This is a genomic window from Burkholderia sp. Bmkn7 (assembly GCF_041103175.1).
GTDB classification, from domain to species: Bacteria; Pseudomonadota; Gammaproteobacteria; order Burkholderiales; family Burkholderiaceae; genus Burkholderia; species Burkholderia cepacia.
Genome location: NZ_JBGCUH010000002.1, coordinates 2947521 through 2965114, shown reverse-complemented (window position 1 = coordinate 2965114; position 17594 = coordinate 2947521). Strand labels below are relative to the sequence as shown.

At 62.8% G+C, this 17594-nt stretch carries 14 protein-coding genes; 6 read left to right on the top strand and 8 right to left on the bottom strand.

The features are described 5' to 3' along the window. Nucleotides 1–2: 2 nt before the first annotated feature. Genes AB3K92_RS19225 through AB3K92_RS19215 form a run of 3 tightly spaced genes read right to left on the bottom strand, consistent with a single transcriptional unit; the run spans nt 3 to nt 2940 of the window. Complete coding sequence (locus AB3K92_RS19225) at nt 3–1673, bottom strand: intermembrane transport protein PqiB (RefSeq protein WP_059675700.1); 1671 nt, start codon at nt 1671–1673, stop codon at nt 3–5. Next, nucleotides 1670–2317: a paraquat-inducible protein A gene (locus tag AB3K92_RS19220; protein ID WP_059488285.1), complete on the bottom strand. Its 648-nt coding sequence runs from the start codon at nt 2315–2317 to the stop codon at nt 1670–1672. Before AB3K92_RS19220 ends, AB3K92_RS19225 begins: the two co-directional genes overlap by 4 nt. Further along, the gene (locus AB3K92_RS19215; protein ID WP_034202071.1) at nt 2314–2940 is read right to left on the bottom strand and encodes a paraquat-inducible protein A; all 627 of its coding nucleotides are present in this window, start codon (nt 2938–2940) and stop codon (nt 2314–2316) included. The genes AB3K92_RS19220 and AB3K92_RS19215 overlap by 4 nt, the downstream gene beginning before the upstream one ends. 288 nt (nt 2941–3228) lie before the next feature. Here AB3K92_RS19215 and AB3K92_RS19210 point away from each other — a divergent pair, with 288 nt between their 5' ends. From AB3K92_RS19210 to AB3K92_RS19200, 3 genes are all read left to right on the top strand, one after another. Further along, complete coding sequence (locus AB3K92_RS19210; protein WP_059488283.1) at nt 3229–3684, top strand: hypothetical protein; 456 nt, start codon at nt 3229–3231, stop codon at nt 3682–3684. Nucleotides 3685–4063: 379 nt separating this feature from the next. Next, nucleotides 4064–4723, top strand: coding sequence for a TetR/AcrR family transcriptional regulator (locus AB3K92_RS19205; RefSeq protein WP_046338001.1), 660 nt, complete (start codon nt 4064–4066; stop codon nt 4721–4723). A 290-nt stretch (nt 4724–5013) separates the two neighbouring features. Then, the gene (locus AB3K92_RS19200) at nt 5014–6084 is read left to right on the top strand and encodes a phytoene/squalene synthase family protein (RefSeq protein WP_059488281.1); all 1071 of its coding nucleotides are present in this window, start codon (nt 5014–5016) and stop codon (nt 6082–6084) included. A 32-nt stretch (nt 6085–6116) separates the two neighbouring features. Here the strand turns inward: AB3K92_RS19200 and AB3K92_RS19195 are convergent, their stop codons facing one another. The 5 genes from AB3K92_RS19195 to AB3K92_RS19175 all read right to left on the bottom strand — a co-directional run bounded on the left by AB3K92_RS19195 (nt 6117) and on the right by AB3K92_RS19175 (nt 12947). Further along, nucleotides 6117–6371, bottom strand: coding sequence for a hypothetical protein (locus tag AB3K92_RS19195; protein ID WP_043206133.1), 255 nt, complete (start codon nt 6369–6371; stop codon nt 6117–6119). Continuing rightward, nucleotides 6372–7061 (bottom strand): response regulator, encoded by a 690-nt coding sequence (locus AB3K92_RS19190; protein WP_059488280.1) that lies wholly within the window; start codon nt 7059–7061, stop codon nt 6372–6374. A 112-nt stretch (nt 7062–7173) separates the two neighbouring features. Next, nucleotides 7174–8616 carry an efflux transporter outer membrane subunit gene (locus AB3K92_RS19185; RefSeq protein ID WP_059488278.1) on the bottom strand — a complete coding sequence of 481 codons (1443 nt, stop codon included), beginning with the start codon at nt 8614–8616 and terminating at the stop codon, nt 7174–7176. A gap of 4 nt (nt 8617–8620) precedes the next feature. After that, the gene (locus AB3K92_RS19180) at nt 8621–11764 is read right to left on the bottom strand and encodes an efflux RND transporter permease subunit (protein ID WP_059488276.1); all 3144 of its coding nucleotides are present in this window, start codon (nt 11762–11764) and stop codon (nt 8621–8623) included. Nucleotides 11765–11783: 19 nt separating this feature from the next. Beyond that, the gene (locus AB3K92_RS19175) at nt 11784–12947 is read right to left on the bottom strand and encodes an efflux RND transporter periplasmic adaptor subunit (protein ID WP_059488275.1); all 1164 of its coding nucleotides are present in this window, start codon (nt 12945–12947) and stop codon (nt 11784–11786) included. A gap of 442 nt (nt 12948–13389) precedes the next feature. On the opposite strand from AB3K92_RS19175, the gene AB3K92_RS19170 reads away from it, so the two are divergent. From AB3K92_RS19170 to AB3K92_RS19160, 3 genes are read left to right on the top strand one after another with little or no spacing between them, the layout of a single operon-like run. After that, on the top strand, nt 13390–14871 hold the full coding sequence (locus AB3K92_RS19170; protein WP_034202076.1) for an NAD-dependent succinate-semialdehyde dehydrogenase: 1482 nt from the start codon (nt 13390–13392) through the stop codon (nt 14869–14871). 29 nt (nt 14872–14900) lie between these two features. Beyond that, the gene (locus tag AB3K92_RS19165; protein ID WP_059488339.1) at nt 14901–16067 is read left to right on the top strand and encodes an iron-containing alcohol dehydrogenase; all 1167 of its coding nucleotides are present in this window, start codon (nt 14901–14903) and stop codon (nt 16065–16067) included. 52 nt (nt 16068–16119) lie between these two features. Then, complete coding sequence (locus tag AB3K92_RS19160; protein WP_081057935.1) at nt 16120–17583, top strand: NAD(P)/FAD-dependent oxidoreductase; 1464 nt, start codon at nt 16120–16122, stop codon at nt 17581–17583. The last annotated feature ends 11 nt before the right edge of the window (nt 17584–17594 follow it).

Here is a 17594-nt window from a genome sequence, read left to right as displayed (position 1 = left end):
GCTCATGGCTGTCGTGGCTCCTGCGCGGCAGGCGGGGTTGAACTGTCGGCCGGCGCGATCGGTGCATGATCGGCCCCGGTTCCCCGGAGCAGCGATTCGGGCCGGCGGCCCAGCATGTCGGTCAGCGTGCGCAGCGATCGCGCGGTACGCTGGACTTCGGTCAACGTGTTAGTCAGGTTTTCCTGAAGTGGGCCATCCTCTGCGATGCCCTGGCGCAACGTGCCGAACGTTTGGTTCGCCTGGTCGAGCACGCGTGTCGTCGATGGCAGCAGTTGGCCGTTGACCTGCCTGAGCGTTGCGTCCAGAGTCGTCAGGCTCGAATCGACATGCTTGCCGATCGACTCCAGCGGCATCTTGTTGATCTTGTCGACGATGTCGGCGATCTGTTCGGGCAGTTTGTCAAACGTGCTCGTGACGGTAGGCAGGGTCAGCGGCGTGGCATTGGCGTCGAACGGTACCTTCGGCGCGTTTTTCACGAAATCGAACGAAATGTAGAGTTGCTCCGTCAGCAGGTTGCCGGTGCGCGTCTCCGCCCGGAGCCCGTGCTTGACCAGCCCCGCCAGGAACTGGGCCACGCGCGGATTGCCGTTGCCTTCAGTCTTCTGCAGTTTCTCGACGACGGGGCCGAGCCGATAGGGATAGACCTTGACCATGACGATCGACTGGAAGCGCCGTGCGGCGTTGTCGAAGTCGAGTTGGGTCGAGACGACCTTGCCGATGTCGACGCCGGAGAATTCCACTGGCGCCCCGACCGCAAGCCCGCGCAATGGCCGCTCGAACTTCAATCGAATGAGCTGCGAAGGCCCGTCCGGAACGGCCATCGCCGACGCTTCGTTGGCGGTGAGCCTGAACACGGTATCGGGGGGCGCGGCCGGTGCGCTGCTGTCGTCCGGCGTCGCGAACGCGATGCCGCCGCCCACGATCGTCGCGACCGACTGGGTCTTCAGCTTCAGGCCATTCGCGTCGAGCGAAAGGTCCATGCCGCTCGCGTTCCAGAAGCGCGTATCGGTCGTCACCAGGCGATCGTACGGCGCATCGATGAACACCTGCAGGTTCATGTCGCGAGTTTGCATGTTCAGCTTGTACGACGCGACGTGGCCTACCAACAGATGGTGGTAATAGACCGGCGAGCCGATATCAAGCGAGCCGAGATCTGTGGCCAGCAATGTGAAGCTTGTCCCCGGCATGCCGTTGATGACAGTAGGTGGCGTTTCTAGCCCGGTGTAGGCTTTCCGCGATTTGTCCGAGCGGCCCGTGTCCATGCCGATGTATGCGCCGGAAAACAGCGTATCGATGCCCGATACGCCGCTCATGCCGACGCGAGGCCGCACGACCCAGAACCGCGTATCGTCGCGAATGAGGTTACGTGCATTCTTCACGAACGAAACGGTCGCGACCACGTGTGAACTGTCGTCGCTCAGCGAAATGGCGGTCACGGTGCCGATCACGACGTCCTTGTACTTGACCGGTGTCTTGCCGGCTTCGAGGCCTTGCGCAGTGTTGAATGTGATCGTGATTTCCGGTCCGACGGACAACCATGCGTGTATCACCATCGACAGGCCAATCAACGCCGCGACGACCGGCACGAGCCAGACGAGCGAGAGCCGCATCCGGTTGCGTGTCACGGGCGGGTCGTGGGGTTCGAGGCCTTGCGGGCCGGATGCGGGATTCATGCTCTCTCGGCGTCCCAAATGAGGCGTGGGTCAAAACTCATTGCAGACAGCATCGTGAGAATGACGACCATGCCGAAAAACAAAATGCCGGCGCGCGGCTCGATCTCGGAAAGCGGACCGAACCTCACCAGCGCGCAGATGATCGCGACGACCAGCACGTCGAGCATCGACCAGTAGCCAATCAGTTCGACCGCGCGGTACAGCACGGTCCGCTCGCGCATGGCCGACACGCTGTGCCGACCCGTCGTGACGAGCAACATTCCGATAGCGAGGAACTTCGTGCACGGCACGACGACGCTCGCAATGAAGATGACCGACGCGATGCCGTACGAACCCGCATTCCAGAACATCACGACGCCGCTGAGAATCGTCGATTCGCTTTGGCTGCCGAGCAGCGTGGTGCGCATCACCGGCAACAGGTTGGCCGGGATGTAGAAAATCAGACTGGCGATCAGGAGCGCCCAGGCGCGCACCATGCTGTTCGGACGACGAGCGTGCAGCGCGGACTCGCAGCGCGGGCAGTGCTTCGTTTCGGCGGCTTGCGGACCCGCATCCTGCTCGGCGGGTGAAGATGGACGGCAGACAAGGCCGCACGCATGGCACCCGATCATGCCCAGTCGACTGGCGCGCACAGGCAGGCTCACGGGTGTCCTCCGGCGGGCTCCACCGGCACAACCCAGTCCCATAACTGGCGCAGATCGTGGCCGGCGATCACCGGAATCAGCACCATCAGCACCGCCGTGGCCCACAAGCCAGCGCCGGGAATGATCTGCATGATGCTGGACAGCTTGATGATGGCGATGAGGATGCCGAGCAATCCGACCTCGATCATGCTCCATGGGCGCAGCGCGACAAGTAACCGCATCAGCGGGCCGAACGCGGGCGCGCGATGTCCCGCGCGGGCAAAGGCCAGTAACCAGATCAACGTCGCAACCTGTAGAAACGGCGCCACCACGATGGCAAGGGCCGTTGGAATCGCGATCGGCGCGGCGAATCCCTGCGCAAGCGCAAGCGCGGATTGCCACAGCGTGGCTTCGCTATGCCGCCCCTGCACGCTGATTCGCATGATCGGGCAAAGGTTGGCGATGGCGAAGACGACGCCTGAAGCAATGGACAGCGCGAGCCACCGGTCGATATCGAGCCAGCTCGATCGAAACAACACGGCTGAACACCGTTCGCAACGCGCGATCTCGTGAGGCGCCAGTGCGCGGCGTCGGTAGACGCTGTCGCAATGCTCGCAGACGATCAGGGTCGGAAACGTGTCCATGTGTTCGTGTTGCCCGTGCACGTGTATTCGATGAGTTGCGTCGCAGTATGCTTCGACTCGATGGACGTTTTTGTGAGGTTTGATGGAGAAATGATTGAATCGATGTAAAAAATTGCAGGCCGCCTGACAGCCATGCTGGTTCGGCTCTGCAGGCCCACACAATCTGTTACGACAATGGCGAACTGGGGTTGTATGGGAGTGCTATCTTTCGCCACCCGTTCGTCGAAGAGAATGGGCAGCAACGCAAGAAACCTGGACTTGAGATTGAGCACAAGGAAGAGCATTCGCATGTTGAAGAAGATCGCCCCCGCATTCATCATTACCGCGGTCGCGCTGATTTCACTGCCGGCCGCGGCGGACAGTTGGGACAACGCGCTTGGCGGTGCACTCGGCGGTATTGCCGGTGCCACCGTCGGCGATGCACTGGGTGGCCGCACTGGCGCGGTAGTGGGCGGTGCGATTGGCGGCGGTGCCGGTGGCGCGATCGCGGCGGACCGCAACGAGCGCGACGGGGCAATCATTGGCGGTGCACTCGGCGGCGGTGCGGGCACTGCGGCCGGTCATGCGATGAGCGGCCGCAACGGCGGAATCCTCGGTGCGGCGCTCGGCGGTGGCGGAGGCGCGGCGCTGGGTGGCAATCTCGGACGTAACGCACGGGACCGCGACGATGCGCGAGACCGCGACAGTATGCGCAGGATGCGCCGCAACAAGCATCGCTACGACGAGGCTTACTACGATTATTGAGCGGATTGATGGCGTCCGGCGAACGCACATGCGATGAGGCGAGATGAGCGTTTTGCCCGTCGCACGGTGCAGCTTGGCCGACTGCGCGCGAAGATTGCGCAGTCGGCTGCGTCATTCATAACGTCGTGCTTCCGCCAGATTCACGCTTGCACCGCGCCAATTCGGCTGGTTCGTTCAAGGCCGAGCACAAGTGTCAACTGGAACTGTACTGACGTCGGCTTGCGAAGCACGAGCAAGAGCCGGATGAGAGCACTGCCGATTGGCATCATCCTGTGTGCGGAAAGGGCGAGAGCAGATCGAATTTCTTGAGCTCGGCGAGTGCGGTATGCCGAATACGGTTGGTATACTTCCGGCTTCCTTTCCTTGATGTCGTTCCGACATGCCGTGCTCTGATACTTCGACCCAGCATTTGCCAACGGTAAAACGTGCCAGGGGACGTCCGTCCGGCGATACGCATGTGGGATTTGATTCACTTCTGCGATGTGCGCGACAGATGTTTGCCAAACAGGGCTATGCCGCCACAAGTGTGCGGAAGATCGCTGGCCTTGCCGGGGTCGATCCGGCGTTGATGTCACATCATTTTGGGTCGAAAGAAGGGCTCTGGACGGCGGTAGTCGAACAACTGGCCGTACAGCTGGGGCCCGTGATCGAAACGACGAAGCAATTGCGCAATAGCCGCATGTCCCTGATCGAGCGTGTCCGGCAGGCCATGATACTTTTTATCGACAGCCTGTTCGAAACGCCTGACGTCGGAATGTTTTTTGCGACCGCGACGACAGAACATGGCGCGCGATTGGATCTGCTGGTCGACAGGTTGATCGGCCCTTATCGCGACGCAGTCGTCCCGCTTCTCCAGGACGCCATAGAGGCTCGCAAGGTAAAGCCATGCGACCCTGAGCTTATGCATGCGATGATCGTCAATGCAATAAGCAACACGGTCTCTTATGGTCACGTGCTGGCCAAATTCTCGGATCTTACCGAGCATCCCGAGCAGTTCAAGAGCGGCATGCTGAACATCGCCATGGGGTTGCTGCGTTAACGTGGCAGCTACGCCGGATGCATGCGGTCTAATTGGGTCGTCGAGCGGCTTTTCCCGAGGCATCGGTTCACCATGCCGATTGAGATAGACCGACGATACACATGCCATGAGCGTCGAGTTGACGACGGTTCTCGCAGAACGCCGTGGAAAAAAGCAGGGACTACCGAGGAACGTCTTTGCGCGACCACGGACGATATCCACTAAACTCTGCGGACTCTTGCGTTGACGGTCGCGGGGCGGGGCGGATGTCACGTGCGTCCGGCGCGCGGCTCCGCCGAATTCTCGTACCCATGACCACCGATACCCATTCCGCCGATCTGCTCGGCAATCTCCTCAAGAATGTTTCGCGCTCCTTTTACCTGTCGCTGTGCGTGCTGCCTGACGGCATGCGCGAACCGGTCGGGCTCGCATACCTGATTGCGCGTGCGGCCGATACCATCGCGGACACCGCACTTGTCGCGCCGGACCGCCGCGTGGCGCTGCTGACGCAATTGCGCGAGAACGTCGAGCAGCTTGACGACGGTGTCTCACTGTCCCATGCACTCGAGGACGTGACGCGGATGCAGACGGATTCCCACGAACACGTGCTACTCGGCTCGATACCGCCGATGCTTGCGCTGCTGCGCGCGCAGACGGATGCCGACAGCGCAGCGATCCGCAAGGTCGTCGCAACACTCACTTCCGGCATGGAATTCGACCTGCGCACGTTTCCGGACGAACAGTCGGGGCAGGTCGCTTCACTGCCGACGTACGACATGCTCGATCGCTACACCTACCTGGTCGCGGGTTGCGTCGGGGAGTTCTGGACGGATATGACGGGCGCGCACACATGTGCGGCACGCAGCTGGGACTTCCAGGACATGTTCGATAAAGGGATCCAGTTCGGCAAGGCGCTGCAGATGACCAATATTCTGCGCGACTGCGGGAAGGATCTCCCTATTGGCCGTTGCTACCTGCCGGACGACGTGCTGGCTGCGCACGGGCTTGGCGTGCCCGATCTGATGCAGCCGGGCGCGTCGACGCGTGCGCGCGGCGTGCTGATCGACCTGTTGCGCGTAGCGCTCGACCAGTATCGCGATGCGTGTCTGTATACACTCGCGATCCCGCGTCGCTTCGTGCGGTTGCGGCTCGCGTGCCTGTGGCCGATTCTTATCGGCCTCGAGACGCTCGAGCTATTGGCCGGCCACGACGCGTGGCTCGACCCGACGGCGCCGGCCAAGGTACCGAGAAAGCGCGTCTACCGGATCATGGCGTCGTCGCTGTTGACCATCGGTTCGAACGTGGCGATTGAGAAGCGGATTGCACGGCTCATTGCGTCCGTCGATACGTTGGCTCAGATCAAGGCACCGGCTGCCTGCTAACGGCGGCGTCACCGCATGCGGAGCAAATCGAATTACGAACCTGCTTTGTGCCTCAGTTTGATAAGTTCAATCACAGTCGAGACGAGGCCGACCAGAAGCAGAATAGCAAGGACCAGATAGTCCGGCGTTTCCCGGATCACGACCGCGATCGTGTTATCGATTACTGAAGGCGCGGTCAAGACGATCAAACCATAGACGACGAACCACCCGGTCAAGATTCCCAGTGCGATTGCAGCGATCAGTAGCGCGAATATACATGCAACGCAACCACGACCGGCGACACGCATTTATTGGACACCTAGCAGTCGATAGCCCACGCCGCGCATCACGTCCGGCATCCCGGGCGCACCAGCGCATTCGAGTTTCTTGCGCAGCCGACTGATATGGCTATCGACGGTACGCTCCAGTGCATCGCCGTCGGGCAGGCAGGCGCTGACCAGTTCGCTGCGTGTGAACACGCGATTCGGCGAACTTGCCAGATGGGCGAGCAGCCGAAACTCGGTCAACGTCAGCGAGACGCTGGTCCCTCCGGTGCCGGTGCGGATCGTGGTCAGATAGCTTTGTGTGTCGATCTCAAGCTTGCCGACCTTGATGACGCGTCCCGACTTGGCCGTTTCGAAACGGCGCAGGATCGCACGAATGCGCGCGACTACCTCGGCGGGATTGAATGGCTTGGTGATGTAGTCGTCCGCGCCGAAACGCAGTCCTTGCAATCGATCGATCTCGCGGTCCAGCGCCGTGAGGATGACGATAGGCGTGTCGCTGCGGCGTCGCACTTCGAGGAGGACTTCCCAGCCATCCTTCTGCGGCATCCTCACGTCGAGCAGGATCAGGTCGGGCTTCAGCATCGGCAGCACGTCGAGCACGGCCTGCCCGTGACTGACACGATAGGTACGGAAGCGGTCGTAAGCGAGGTAGGCGTCGAGTATTTCCGCGATCTCCGGATCGTCTTCAGCAATGAGTATCAGAGGGTTCATCGGGTTCACTGGAAGTGGGCGTGATCGGGAGGCGGCCGGCGACGCAGCACGTGCGCCGCCGGACTTCGCGATGCTTTCAGTCCTCGCGAACGGATCGCCGACCGCCCGTGGCTCAGGAGTTCGCCGTACTGTCGGCGGGAGGGACTTCGGTATCGATCAAACCGCCACCGAGCGCCTTGTAGAGCGCGACCGCGTTGTCCAGTTCGGCGTTGCGCAGATCCAGCAAGGCCTGACGCGCGGCATACAGCTGTCGCTGCGAGTCGAGCAGTTCCAGCCGATCCTCGATGCCCGCGCGATAGCGCAGATTGACGAGATCGGTACGGCGCTCGGCGCTCTTGACAACCCGCGCCTGCGCGTCGATCTGACGGCTGAAGGTCTCGCGTCCGGCGAGACCGTCGGCCACTTCCCGGAATGCAGTCTGGATCGCGCGTTCGTACTCGACGACCGCGCTGGACTTGCGCACTTCCGCTAGATTCAGCTCGGAACGCAGCCGGCCACCCTGGAAGATCGGCAGCGTGACCTGCGGCGCGAAGCTCCATACGCGCTGGCCGCCGTCGAACAGGCTGCCCAGCCCCGGGCTGAGGAACCCGATCGACGAGGTCAGCGACAGGCGCGGGAAGAACGCCGCGCGCGCCGCGCCGATGTCGGCGTTGGCGGCCACGAGATTCTGCTCGGCCTGTTGGATGTCCGGCCGGCGGTACAGCAATTCCGACGGCAGTCCGGCCGGCAGTTGCGTCATCACCGGCTGGCGTTCCAGCGACAGCGGGTCGGGCAGGTTCTTCGGCAGCTCGGTGCCGACCAGCAGCCGCAGCGCATTGTTGGCCTGCTCGACGGCGCGCGAACGCGCCTCGAGATCGGCGCTGGCGCTCGCGACCTGGCCTTCGGCCTGCGCGATGTCGACGCCGCTGGCCTGATCCGCGAGCTTGAGCCGGCGCGCGAGGTCAAGCGACTGGCGCCAGTCGTTCAGCGTGCGTTCGGACAGCGCGCGCTGCTCCTGCGCGAGGCGCTCGGCGAAATACGCGTTGGCCACGGAGCCGACGAGTGCAATCTGCACGGCGCGACGGCCGTGATCGGTCGCGAGGTAGCGCGCGAACGCCGCATCGGACAGCGACTTCACACGGCCGAACAGGTCGATCTCGAAGGCGCTGACGCCGACGTTCACGCCATACTGGTTCTGCGTGTTTTCGAGCAGCGGCGGGTTCGATTGCGAGTCGGCCGCCGTGCGCTGGCGCGTGAAGCTCGCGCCGGCACTGATCGACGGCAGGCGCGCGGAGCGCTGGATGCCATATTGCGCTTCGGCGGCCTGGACGTTCAGCGCGGCCAGGCGCAGGTCGCGGTTGTTCTCGAGCGCGAGCTCGATCAGGCGCTGCAGGCGACGATCGCCAAACATCGTGCGCCAGCCGAGATCGGCTGCGTTCGCATGCTGGTCAGCCGCGGCAGTGGTCGTATAGGCGGTCGGCACCGGCATCTCGGGCCTGACCAGCTTCGGCGCCATCGAGCACGCCGACAACGCGAGAGCGGCGGAAACCGCAGCGGAAAGAATGAGTAGTCGCATGGCATCAACCTTCTTGTTCGGGGGTCACGTTGGCGCGCTTCTTGCCGGACGCGAGCCATGCCGAGATGCGTTCCTGGATGCTCATCACGAACACAAAGAAAACCGGCACGAAGAAAATGGCCAGCACGGTGGCGGCGACCATGCCGCCGAACACACCGGTACCGATCGCGTGCTGCGTTTCGGCGCTGGCGCCGGTTGCGATCATCAAAGGCACGACGCCGAGGCCGAATGCGAGCGAGGTCATCAGGATCGGGCGCAGGCGCAGCTTCGACGACTGTACGGCCGCCTCGATCAGCCCCTTGCCTTCCTCGCGCAACTGCTTCGCGAACTCGACGATCAGGATTGCGTTCTTCGCGGACAAGCCGATCACCGTAATCATCCCGACCTTGAAGAACACGTCGTTCGGCAGCCCGCGGAGCAGGACCGCGGCGAGTGCGCCGATCAGGCCGAGCGGCACCACCAGCATCACCGACAGCGGAATCGCCCAGCTCTCGTAGAGCGCCGCGAGCACCAGAAACACGACGACCATCGACAGCGCCATCAGCATCGGCGCCTGAGAGGCCGACTCGCGCTCCTGCAGTGACTGGCCCGTCCACGCCACCGTGAAGCCCGGCGGCAACTGCGCGGCCAGACGCTCCATCTCGGCCATCGCCGCGCCGCTGGAGTAGCCGGGTGCCGCACCGCCGGAGATGCGTGCGGACGGATAACCCTGGAAGCGCACCAACTGGAGCGGGGTCTCTGACCAGACCGGACGCACCACTTCGGACAACGGCACCATGCCGCCGGCCGCGTTGCGCACGTAGAGCTTCATCACGTTGTCGATCTGCATGCGTGCCGGGGCATCGGCCTGGATGATCACCTGCTGCATGCGGCCCGCGTTCGGGAAGTCGTTCACATAGGTCGAGCCCATCGCGGCCGACAACGTATCGCTGATGGTCGTGAACGACACCCCTAGCGCTTCGGCCTTGTCGCGGTCGATATCCAGCTTCACGCTTGTGCCGGCCGGCAGGCTGTCCGGATAGACGCCAGTCACGATCTTGCTTTGGGCGGCCAGCTCGAGCAGTTTCATCTCTGCCGCCTTGAGCGCGGCATAGCCCTGGTTGGCACGATCCTGCAGGCGCATCGTGAATCCCGAGCTGGTTCCCAGCCCGTCAATGGCCGGCGGCAACAGGCTCATGACGGTACCTTCTGTCACGCCACCCATCGCAGCCTGCGCGTGCATCGCTTCTTCCATCGTGGACGAACCCTCGCGCTTGCCCCAGTCCTTGAGGACCGCGTAGTTCAGTGCCGCGTTGGAACCGAGACCGGAGAAGCCGTAGCCGATGATGGAGATGCTCGACTGGATCGCCGGACGTGAGGCGAGGTGCTTCTCGAGCGTCTTGACCACGTCGCCCGTGCGCTCGACGGTCGAATCCGCCGGGAGCAGGAAGCCGGTCATGAAGTAACCCTGGTCTTCTTCGGGCAGGAACGACGACGGAAGCATGCGGAAGCCGAATACCAGTGCCGCGGAAATCGCGACGAACAACAGCATGACGCGGCCCGTGCGGCCGACCAGGCGGCCGACGCGCGTCTCGTACCAGCCCGTTAGGCGATCGAAGCGTCGATTGAACCAGCCGAAGAAGCCGCGTTTCTCGTGGTGCCCATGCTCGATCGGCTTGAGCATCGTCGCGCACAGGGCCGGCGTGAGCGTCAGCGCGAGCAGCGCGGAGAACAGGATCGACACGGCCATCGACAACGTGAACTGCTGATAGATCACACCGACCGAGCCGCTCGACATCGCCATCGGCAGGAACACGGCCGTCAGCACCAGCGTGATGCCGATGATCGCGCCGGTAATTTCCTTCATGGCCTTGATCGTTGCATCCTTCGGCGACAGCCCTTCTTCGACCATCAGGCGCTCGACGTTCTCGACGACGACGATTGCATCGTCGACGATGATGCCGATCGCGAGCACCATGCCGAACATCGTCAGCACGTTGATCGAGAAACCGGTCATCAGCATCACCGCGAACGTGCCGAGCATCGCGACCGGCGCGACGATGGCCGGGATCAGCGTATAGCGCACGTTCTGCAGGAACAGGTACATCACCAGGAACACGAGCACCATCGCTTCGAGCAGCGTGTGAATCACCTTCTCGATCGAGATCTTCACGAACGGTGCGGTATCGAACGGGATCGAGTAGGTCATGCCGGCCGGCATGGTTTTGGCGATCATGTCCAGTTGCTCGCGCACGGCTTCCGCCGTCTTCACCGCATTGGCGCCTGGCGCCAGTTGCACGCCGGCGAAAGTGGCCGGCTTGCCGTTCTCGCTGTTCACGAAGGTGAACGCCTGCGGGCCGAGTTCGACCCGTGCGACATCGCCGAGCACGACCTTCGAGCCGTTCGCATTCGCGCGCAGCACGATCTTGGCGAACTGCTCCGGCGTCGTGAGCTGGCCTTGTGCCGTGAGCGGCACCGTTACGCGCTGGCCCCGCATCGCAGGCGCAGCCCCAAGGCTGCCCGGCGCGATCTGGACGTTCTGCTGGCTGACGGCAGTGGTCAGGTCGTTCATCGACAGACCGTAGGTAATCAGCTTCTGCGGATCGACCCAGATGCGCATGGCCTGTTCCGAACCGAACAGTTGCACCTTGCCGACGCCTTCGACACGTCGCAGATCCTCGACGACGTTGCGCGCCATGTAGTCGGCCAGCGCGTTTTCGTCATAGCGGCCGCTGTCCGACTTGAGGCCGACGAACAGCAGGAAGCCGGTGGCGGCAGACTGCACGATCACGCCGTTCTGCCGCACGACCGGCGGCAGGCGCGGTTCGACCGACTTGAGCTTGTTCTGTACGTCCACCTGGGCCATTGCTGAATCAGTACCGGGCTTGAAGGTCGCGGTGATCTGCGCCTGGCCCGAAGTATCGGCCGACGATTCGAAGTACAGAAGGTTCCGCACGCCAGACAGCTCGCGCTCGATGAGGCTCAGCACGCTGTCGCTCATCGTCTGCGGCGTCGCGCCCGGGTAGGTGGCGGTAATGGTGACGGTCGGCGGTGCGACCGACGGATAGCGCGCAACCGGCAGTTCGGGAATGGCGATCAGGCCCAGCAGGATGATGAAGAGGGCGATCACCCACGCGAAGACCGGGCGGCGGATGAAGAATTGGGACATGACTGGGTGCTCCCGTGACTCAGTGCGACGAAGCGGTCTCGACCGCTTCAGGCGCCTTCCATGCAGTCGCCGTTACCACCGCACCGTCGGTCAGGCGCTCCATGCCCTCGACGACGATCTTCTGGCCCGCCTGCAGCCCCGACTTGATGCGATAGCTGCGATGCGTCAGTTCGCCGATCTCGACGGCCTTCAGGTGAGCGGTGCCCTTCGCGTCGAGCACCCATACCTGCGGCTTGCCGCCCGCGCGCACGATGGCCTGCTGCGGCACGATCAACGCGTTGTCGTAATGCCCACGCGGGATGCGGGCACGTACGTACATGCCCGGCAGCAGCTGGCGCTTCGGGTTGTCGACCAGCACGCGCACCAGCACGTCGCCGGTGCCAGGATCGACGTTGACGCCCGAGAACAGCATGCGGCCGCGCGCGTCGTAGCGCGTGTCGTCGTCGCGCAGCACGTCGACCGGCACGCCGTTGCTGTCCGACGCTTGCGGCTGCGACGCGAGCGCGCCGCGCAGCGCTTCGAGCGAGGCGGCCGGCTGGCGCACGTCCACGTAGACCTGGTCGATCTGCTGGATGCGCGCCATCGGCTGGCTGTCGGTGCTTGCCACCAGTGCGCCTTCGGTCACGAGGGCCTGGTCGATGCGGCCGGCGATCGGAGCCTCGACGGTCGCGAACTTCAGGTCGAGTTGGCGACGTGCGAGTGTCGCGCGAGCCTGTGCGACGTCGGCGGCAGCCTGGTCGCGTTGGGACACCGAGTCGTCATAGACCTGACGGCTGATTGCGTCGGCTTCGACGAGCGGCTTGAGTCGTGTGGTCTGGACCTTGGCCCGTTCGAGCGCGGCTTGCGCGCGTTGCAGAGACGCCGCGGCCGTGTCCATGTCGGCCTTGAATGGTGCCGGATTGATCTGGAACAGCGGCTGGCCGGCGCGCACCTCCGTGCCCTGTTCGAACAACCGTCGTTGGACGATGCCGCTCACCTGCGGCCGGATCTCGGCGATCCGGACGGCTGCGACACGGCCGGGCAGGTCTTCGGTCAGGTCGAGACGCGAGGTCGCCAGGGTCATTGCCGCAACCGGAGTAGCGGGTGCAGCGGCTTGCTGTTCGGATTGCCCGCAACCCGCCAGTATCGCCGCCGTCACTAGCACGCCGACGGCGCTGTAGCAGCATCGTTTGTGATTTTTCATGTGGACTCCTTGAGACGCAGGACCCATGGCCCGCATTCTGTGTTCGAGGATGGCATAAACGGTTCCGGTGCCGCAGCCCCGTGCAACTACTAAGTTGCTGCAAATTTCCCAATATGGTCAAATGACCATGTCAATTGACCAAGGGCGCGTAGTCTATCCCAAAACAGGAGGTCGCGTTTTCAGGCATGGGCCTTCGCTTGCGGCGCGGTGTTCGACGGAGGCCGGGAAAGGCTGGACAGAAGGAAGTCGTTTTTGCATGTGACGACAGAACGATGCTTCGTCGACAAGGAAGCCGGGCGTGGTCGGGCAAGGCCGAGTATTGGGGGCGGATGTCGCTGCATGCAGGACAGATCGCCCATGCGGACCAGGAAGCGGGCGTCTAGCGCCATCAGGACTTCGGACTGTTAATCCATTCAATTTTCACCAAACTGAGCACGAAAGGATGAACCAATCGACTGTATCTTCGGCGCTGAGCGCCCGACTGCGAGATGCCTCCTTACTGGAGACGCGGGTCTGGCTTGCATCGGGATGGGAAAAAGGCGAGGAGGGTCGTTCGTTTCCGGTCACGAATCCGGCTACGGGTGAAGTCCTGGCGCGCGTGACGAGTCTCGGTGCTGCAGAGGTGGATAAGGCCATTGCGGCGTCGGCTGCGGCACAAGAAGCATGGCGCACACGAACCAGCCACGAGCGCGCAAGGATACTGCGCGCATGGTATGACCTGATCGTCGAGCATGCGGACGACCTTGCCTTCATCATGACGTCGGAGCAGGGCAAGCCGCTCGCCGAGGCGCGCGGCGAAATCATGTATGCCGCTTCTTTCGTGGAGTGGTTTGCCGAAGAAGCGAAGCGGGTATATGGCGACGTCATTCCCCACCCGCAATCCGACAAGCGCATCTGCGTCATTCGCCAGCCGATCGGTGTCTGCGCCGCGATCACGCCTTGGAATTTTCCCGCCGCGATGATTACACGCAAGGTGGCGCCGGCGCTGGCTGCAGGCTGTTCCATCATCGTGCGCCCGGCGGACCTCACGCCATTGACGGCGCTTGCGCTTGCCGTGCTCGCCGAGCGAGCGGGTATTCCCGCCGGTGTCCTTCAAGTGGTGTGTGGCCCGTCGCGCGAGATCGGCGCGGTCCTCACGGCCAGCCCCATTGTGCGCAAGCTTTCGTTTACCGGTTCGACCGAAGTGGGTCGCGTGCTCATGAGCCAGTCGTCGGCGACGATCAAGCGGCTTTCTCTCGAACTCGGCGGCAATGCACCTTTCATCGTGTTCGACGATGCGGACCTCGACGCAGCGATTGAAGGCGCGATGGCATCGAAGTACCGAAATAGCGGCCAGACTTGTGTGTGCGCCAATCGCTTTCTCGTGCAGGCTGGCATTCACGACCGTTTCGTCGATGCACTCGCTCGGCGAGTCCAGGCGCTCAAGGTAGGAAACGGAACGGAGCCAGGCGTGCAGCAGGGGCCGCTGATCCAGCAGTCCGCCTGCGATCACCTGAACGAACTGGTCGACGATGCGGTAAGCAAGGGCGCACGAATCGTCACTGGCGGGAAACGCCATCCGCTCGGTGGGACGTTTTTCGAGCCGACCGTCATCACGGATGCGACGCCGGCCATGCGTTTGGCGCGCGAGGAACTCTTCGGGCCCGTCGGTCCGGTGTTCCGCTTCGAGGATGAGGCGGAGGCGATTGCGATGGCCAACGACACCGAGTATGGCCTGGCAGCCTATCTCTATACACGCGACCACGGTCGCATCTGGCGGGTAGGCGAGGCGCTCGAGTACGGCATGGTTGGCCTGAATACCGGGGTGATTTCCAACGAGGTCGCGCCGTTCGGTGGGGTGAAGCAGTCCGGCCTCGGCCGTGAGGGCTCCCGTTACGGGATCGAGGAATATCTGGAAATCAAGTACATGTGTACCCAGATCTAACTGCAAATGTCGGCATGAAGGAAACGTCAATGGAAATGCCCCCGAAGTCGCTGCTCTTCGAAACCGTTCCGTCGATCCTCCAGGAATGGGGCTGCGTGCGCCGCCTGGGCGAAGTGATGGCGCGATGGACGGATCGTCGGAATGTGCTGATCGTTACTGACGCAGGGCTGCACAAGGCCGGCGTACTGGAGCCGGCGAAAGCATCGTTGGCAGCCTCGGGATTTCGTGCGGCGGTTTTCGACGAGGTCGTGGCCGATCCGCCAGAGAGCGTGGTATCGCGTTGCGTAGCGTTCGCCCGCAGTGCCGACGCAGACGTCGTCATCGGCCTGGGCGGCGGCTCGTCGATGGACATTGCGAAACTGGCCGCCATTCTGACCGTGTCGCAGCAGTCGCTCGCGGACATGTACGGCATTGGCAACGTTCAGGGCGAGCGCCTGCCATTGGTGCAGATCCCGACGACTGCCGGCACTGGATCGGAAGTCACGAATATTTCCATCGTTTCTGTGGGCGAAACGAACAAAATGGGAATCGTCTCCCGTCAGCTGTACGCCGACAAAGTGATCCTGGACGCCGAACTGACCGTCGGCCTGCCACGCAGTCATACGGCTGCAACCGGCATCGACGCGATGGTTCATGCCATCGAGGCTTATACCAGCAAGCACAAGAAGAATGCCATTTCCGATGCGCTTGCACGTGAAGCACTGCGTCTGCTGGCAAGCAACCTGATCCCGGCTTGCGAGAATGGGAAAGATCAGCGCGCGCGGGAGGCCATGCTCCTGGGCGCAACCCTGGCGGGCCAAGCGTTCGCCAATGCTCCGGTGGCCGCGGTCCATGCACTGGCTTATCCGTTGGGCGGCCATTTTCACATCCCGCACGGTTTGTCCAACGCATTGATGCTCGCCCCCGTACTGCGTTTCAACGCCGAAGCGGCTGCTCAGCAATATTCGGAATTGGCAGACCTCGTAGGAACGGGAGGAGAGGGCGACGTCCACGCGCGCACCGCCGCATTCATCGGATTCCTGGATGACCTGATGGAACGATCCGGCGCACCGCGACGCCTGCGCGACGTAGGCGTCACGCGTTCGAGTCTGGCGACACTGGCGGCAGATGCCATGAAGCAGCAGCGCCTGCTGCAGAACAATCCGGTCGTTGTCACGGATGCCGATGCCTTGCGCCTGTATGAACAGGCCTATTGAACCGACGCAGGCCAATCCGTTGTCGCCGTAACGTTAATAGAGAGAGTGCACCGTGAATACTGTAGAAAGGATTGAGCATCACGAGGTCGTCATTCTGGGTGCCGGCTTCGGCGGCCTCGGAATGGCGGCCCGCATGAAAATCGCGGGTATCGACGACTTCGTTGTGCTCGAGAAGCGTCCGGAGCTTGGCGGCGTCTGGCTCGACAATTCGTATCCCGGCGCGGCATGCGATACCGAGTCGCACCTGTATTGCTACAGCTTCCATCCGCACTTGCGCGTCAGCGCGATGTATGCAGGAAGAAATGAACTGCTCAATTACCTGAAATCGCTTGCCACGCGGTTCGGCCTGGCAGAACACCTTCGGTTCAATCGCGAGATTCGCAGCGCGGAATGGGATGCGGTTGCACGCCTCTGGCGGTTCGAGCTGAACGACGGTTCGCGGCTGACCGCCCGCTTCTTCGTGCCGGCGTGGGGACAATTGAACCGGCCGATGATTCCCGCGGTTCGCGGCCTGGAAAGCTTCAAGGGGGATTACTTCCACTCCGCGGAGTGGCGGCACGATGTCGATCTGAGCGCCAAGCGTGTGGCGAGCATCGGCAATGCCGCAAGCGCCGTGCAGTACGTGCCGGCCATCGCGCCCAAGGTCGCGCAGCTCACGGTGTTCCAGCGAAGCGCAAACTGGATCATGCCGCGCAACCAGATCATCTTTCCGAAGGAGCAGCTCGATCTGTACGAGGAAGAACCTCATCTCTTCGAGGAAAGCCGTAAATCGCTACACGCCTTCCGCGAGTCGGGGTTCGAGCGCACGCGGATCGGCTCCAATGCGCAAATGGAAGGCAAGAGCCTGGCGTTGGCCCACCTTCATCGGCAGGTGTCCGACCCGGTGCTGCGCGAGAAGCTGACGCCGGACTACGAATACGCGTGCAAGCGGATTCTGCGTTCGGACGACTACTATCCGGCGCTCACGCGTGACAACGTCTCGCTGGAAACGGCGGGCGTAGAGGCGTTCGTCGAAGACGGCATCGAGACCCGTGACGGCCGTATTCTGCCGTTCGACGTGGTCGTGTTCGGAACCGGATTCGAAAGCCAGGCATTCCAGGGCAGTCTGCAGGTCCGCGGGACGAACGGTACGCTGGCGCAAGCGTGGGAACACGGCCCGGAAGCCTATCTGGGCATCACGGTGCCGGGCTTTCCCAACATGTTCATGCTGTACGGGCCGAACACGAACCTGAACCACAACTCGATCGTGTCGATGCTCGAGATCCAGCAGAACTACATCATCGATGCGATCGGAAGCATGGCGGCCGCGGGTGTCGACGCAGTGGACGTTGACAGGGCGGTGTTCGACGAATACAACAGCAAGCTGCAGGCAGCGATGGCCGGCTCGGCGTTTTCCGCCGGCTGCTCGAGCTGGTACAAGAACGCGCAGGGGAAAGTGATTAACAACTGGCCGGGAACGGTCGATGAATATCGTGCCGTCACGCGATGGGATCAAAGCGTATTCGGTACGCGCTGAGCGGAGATGCG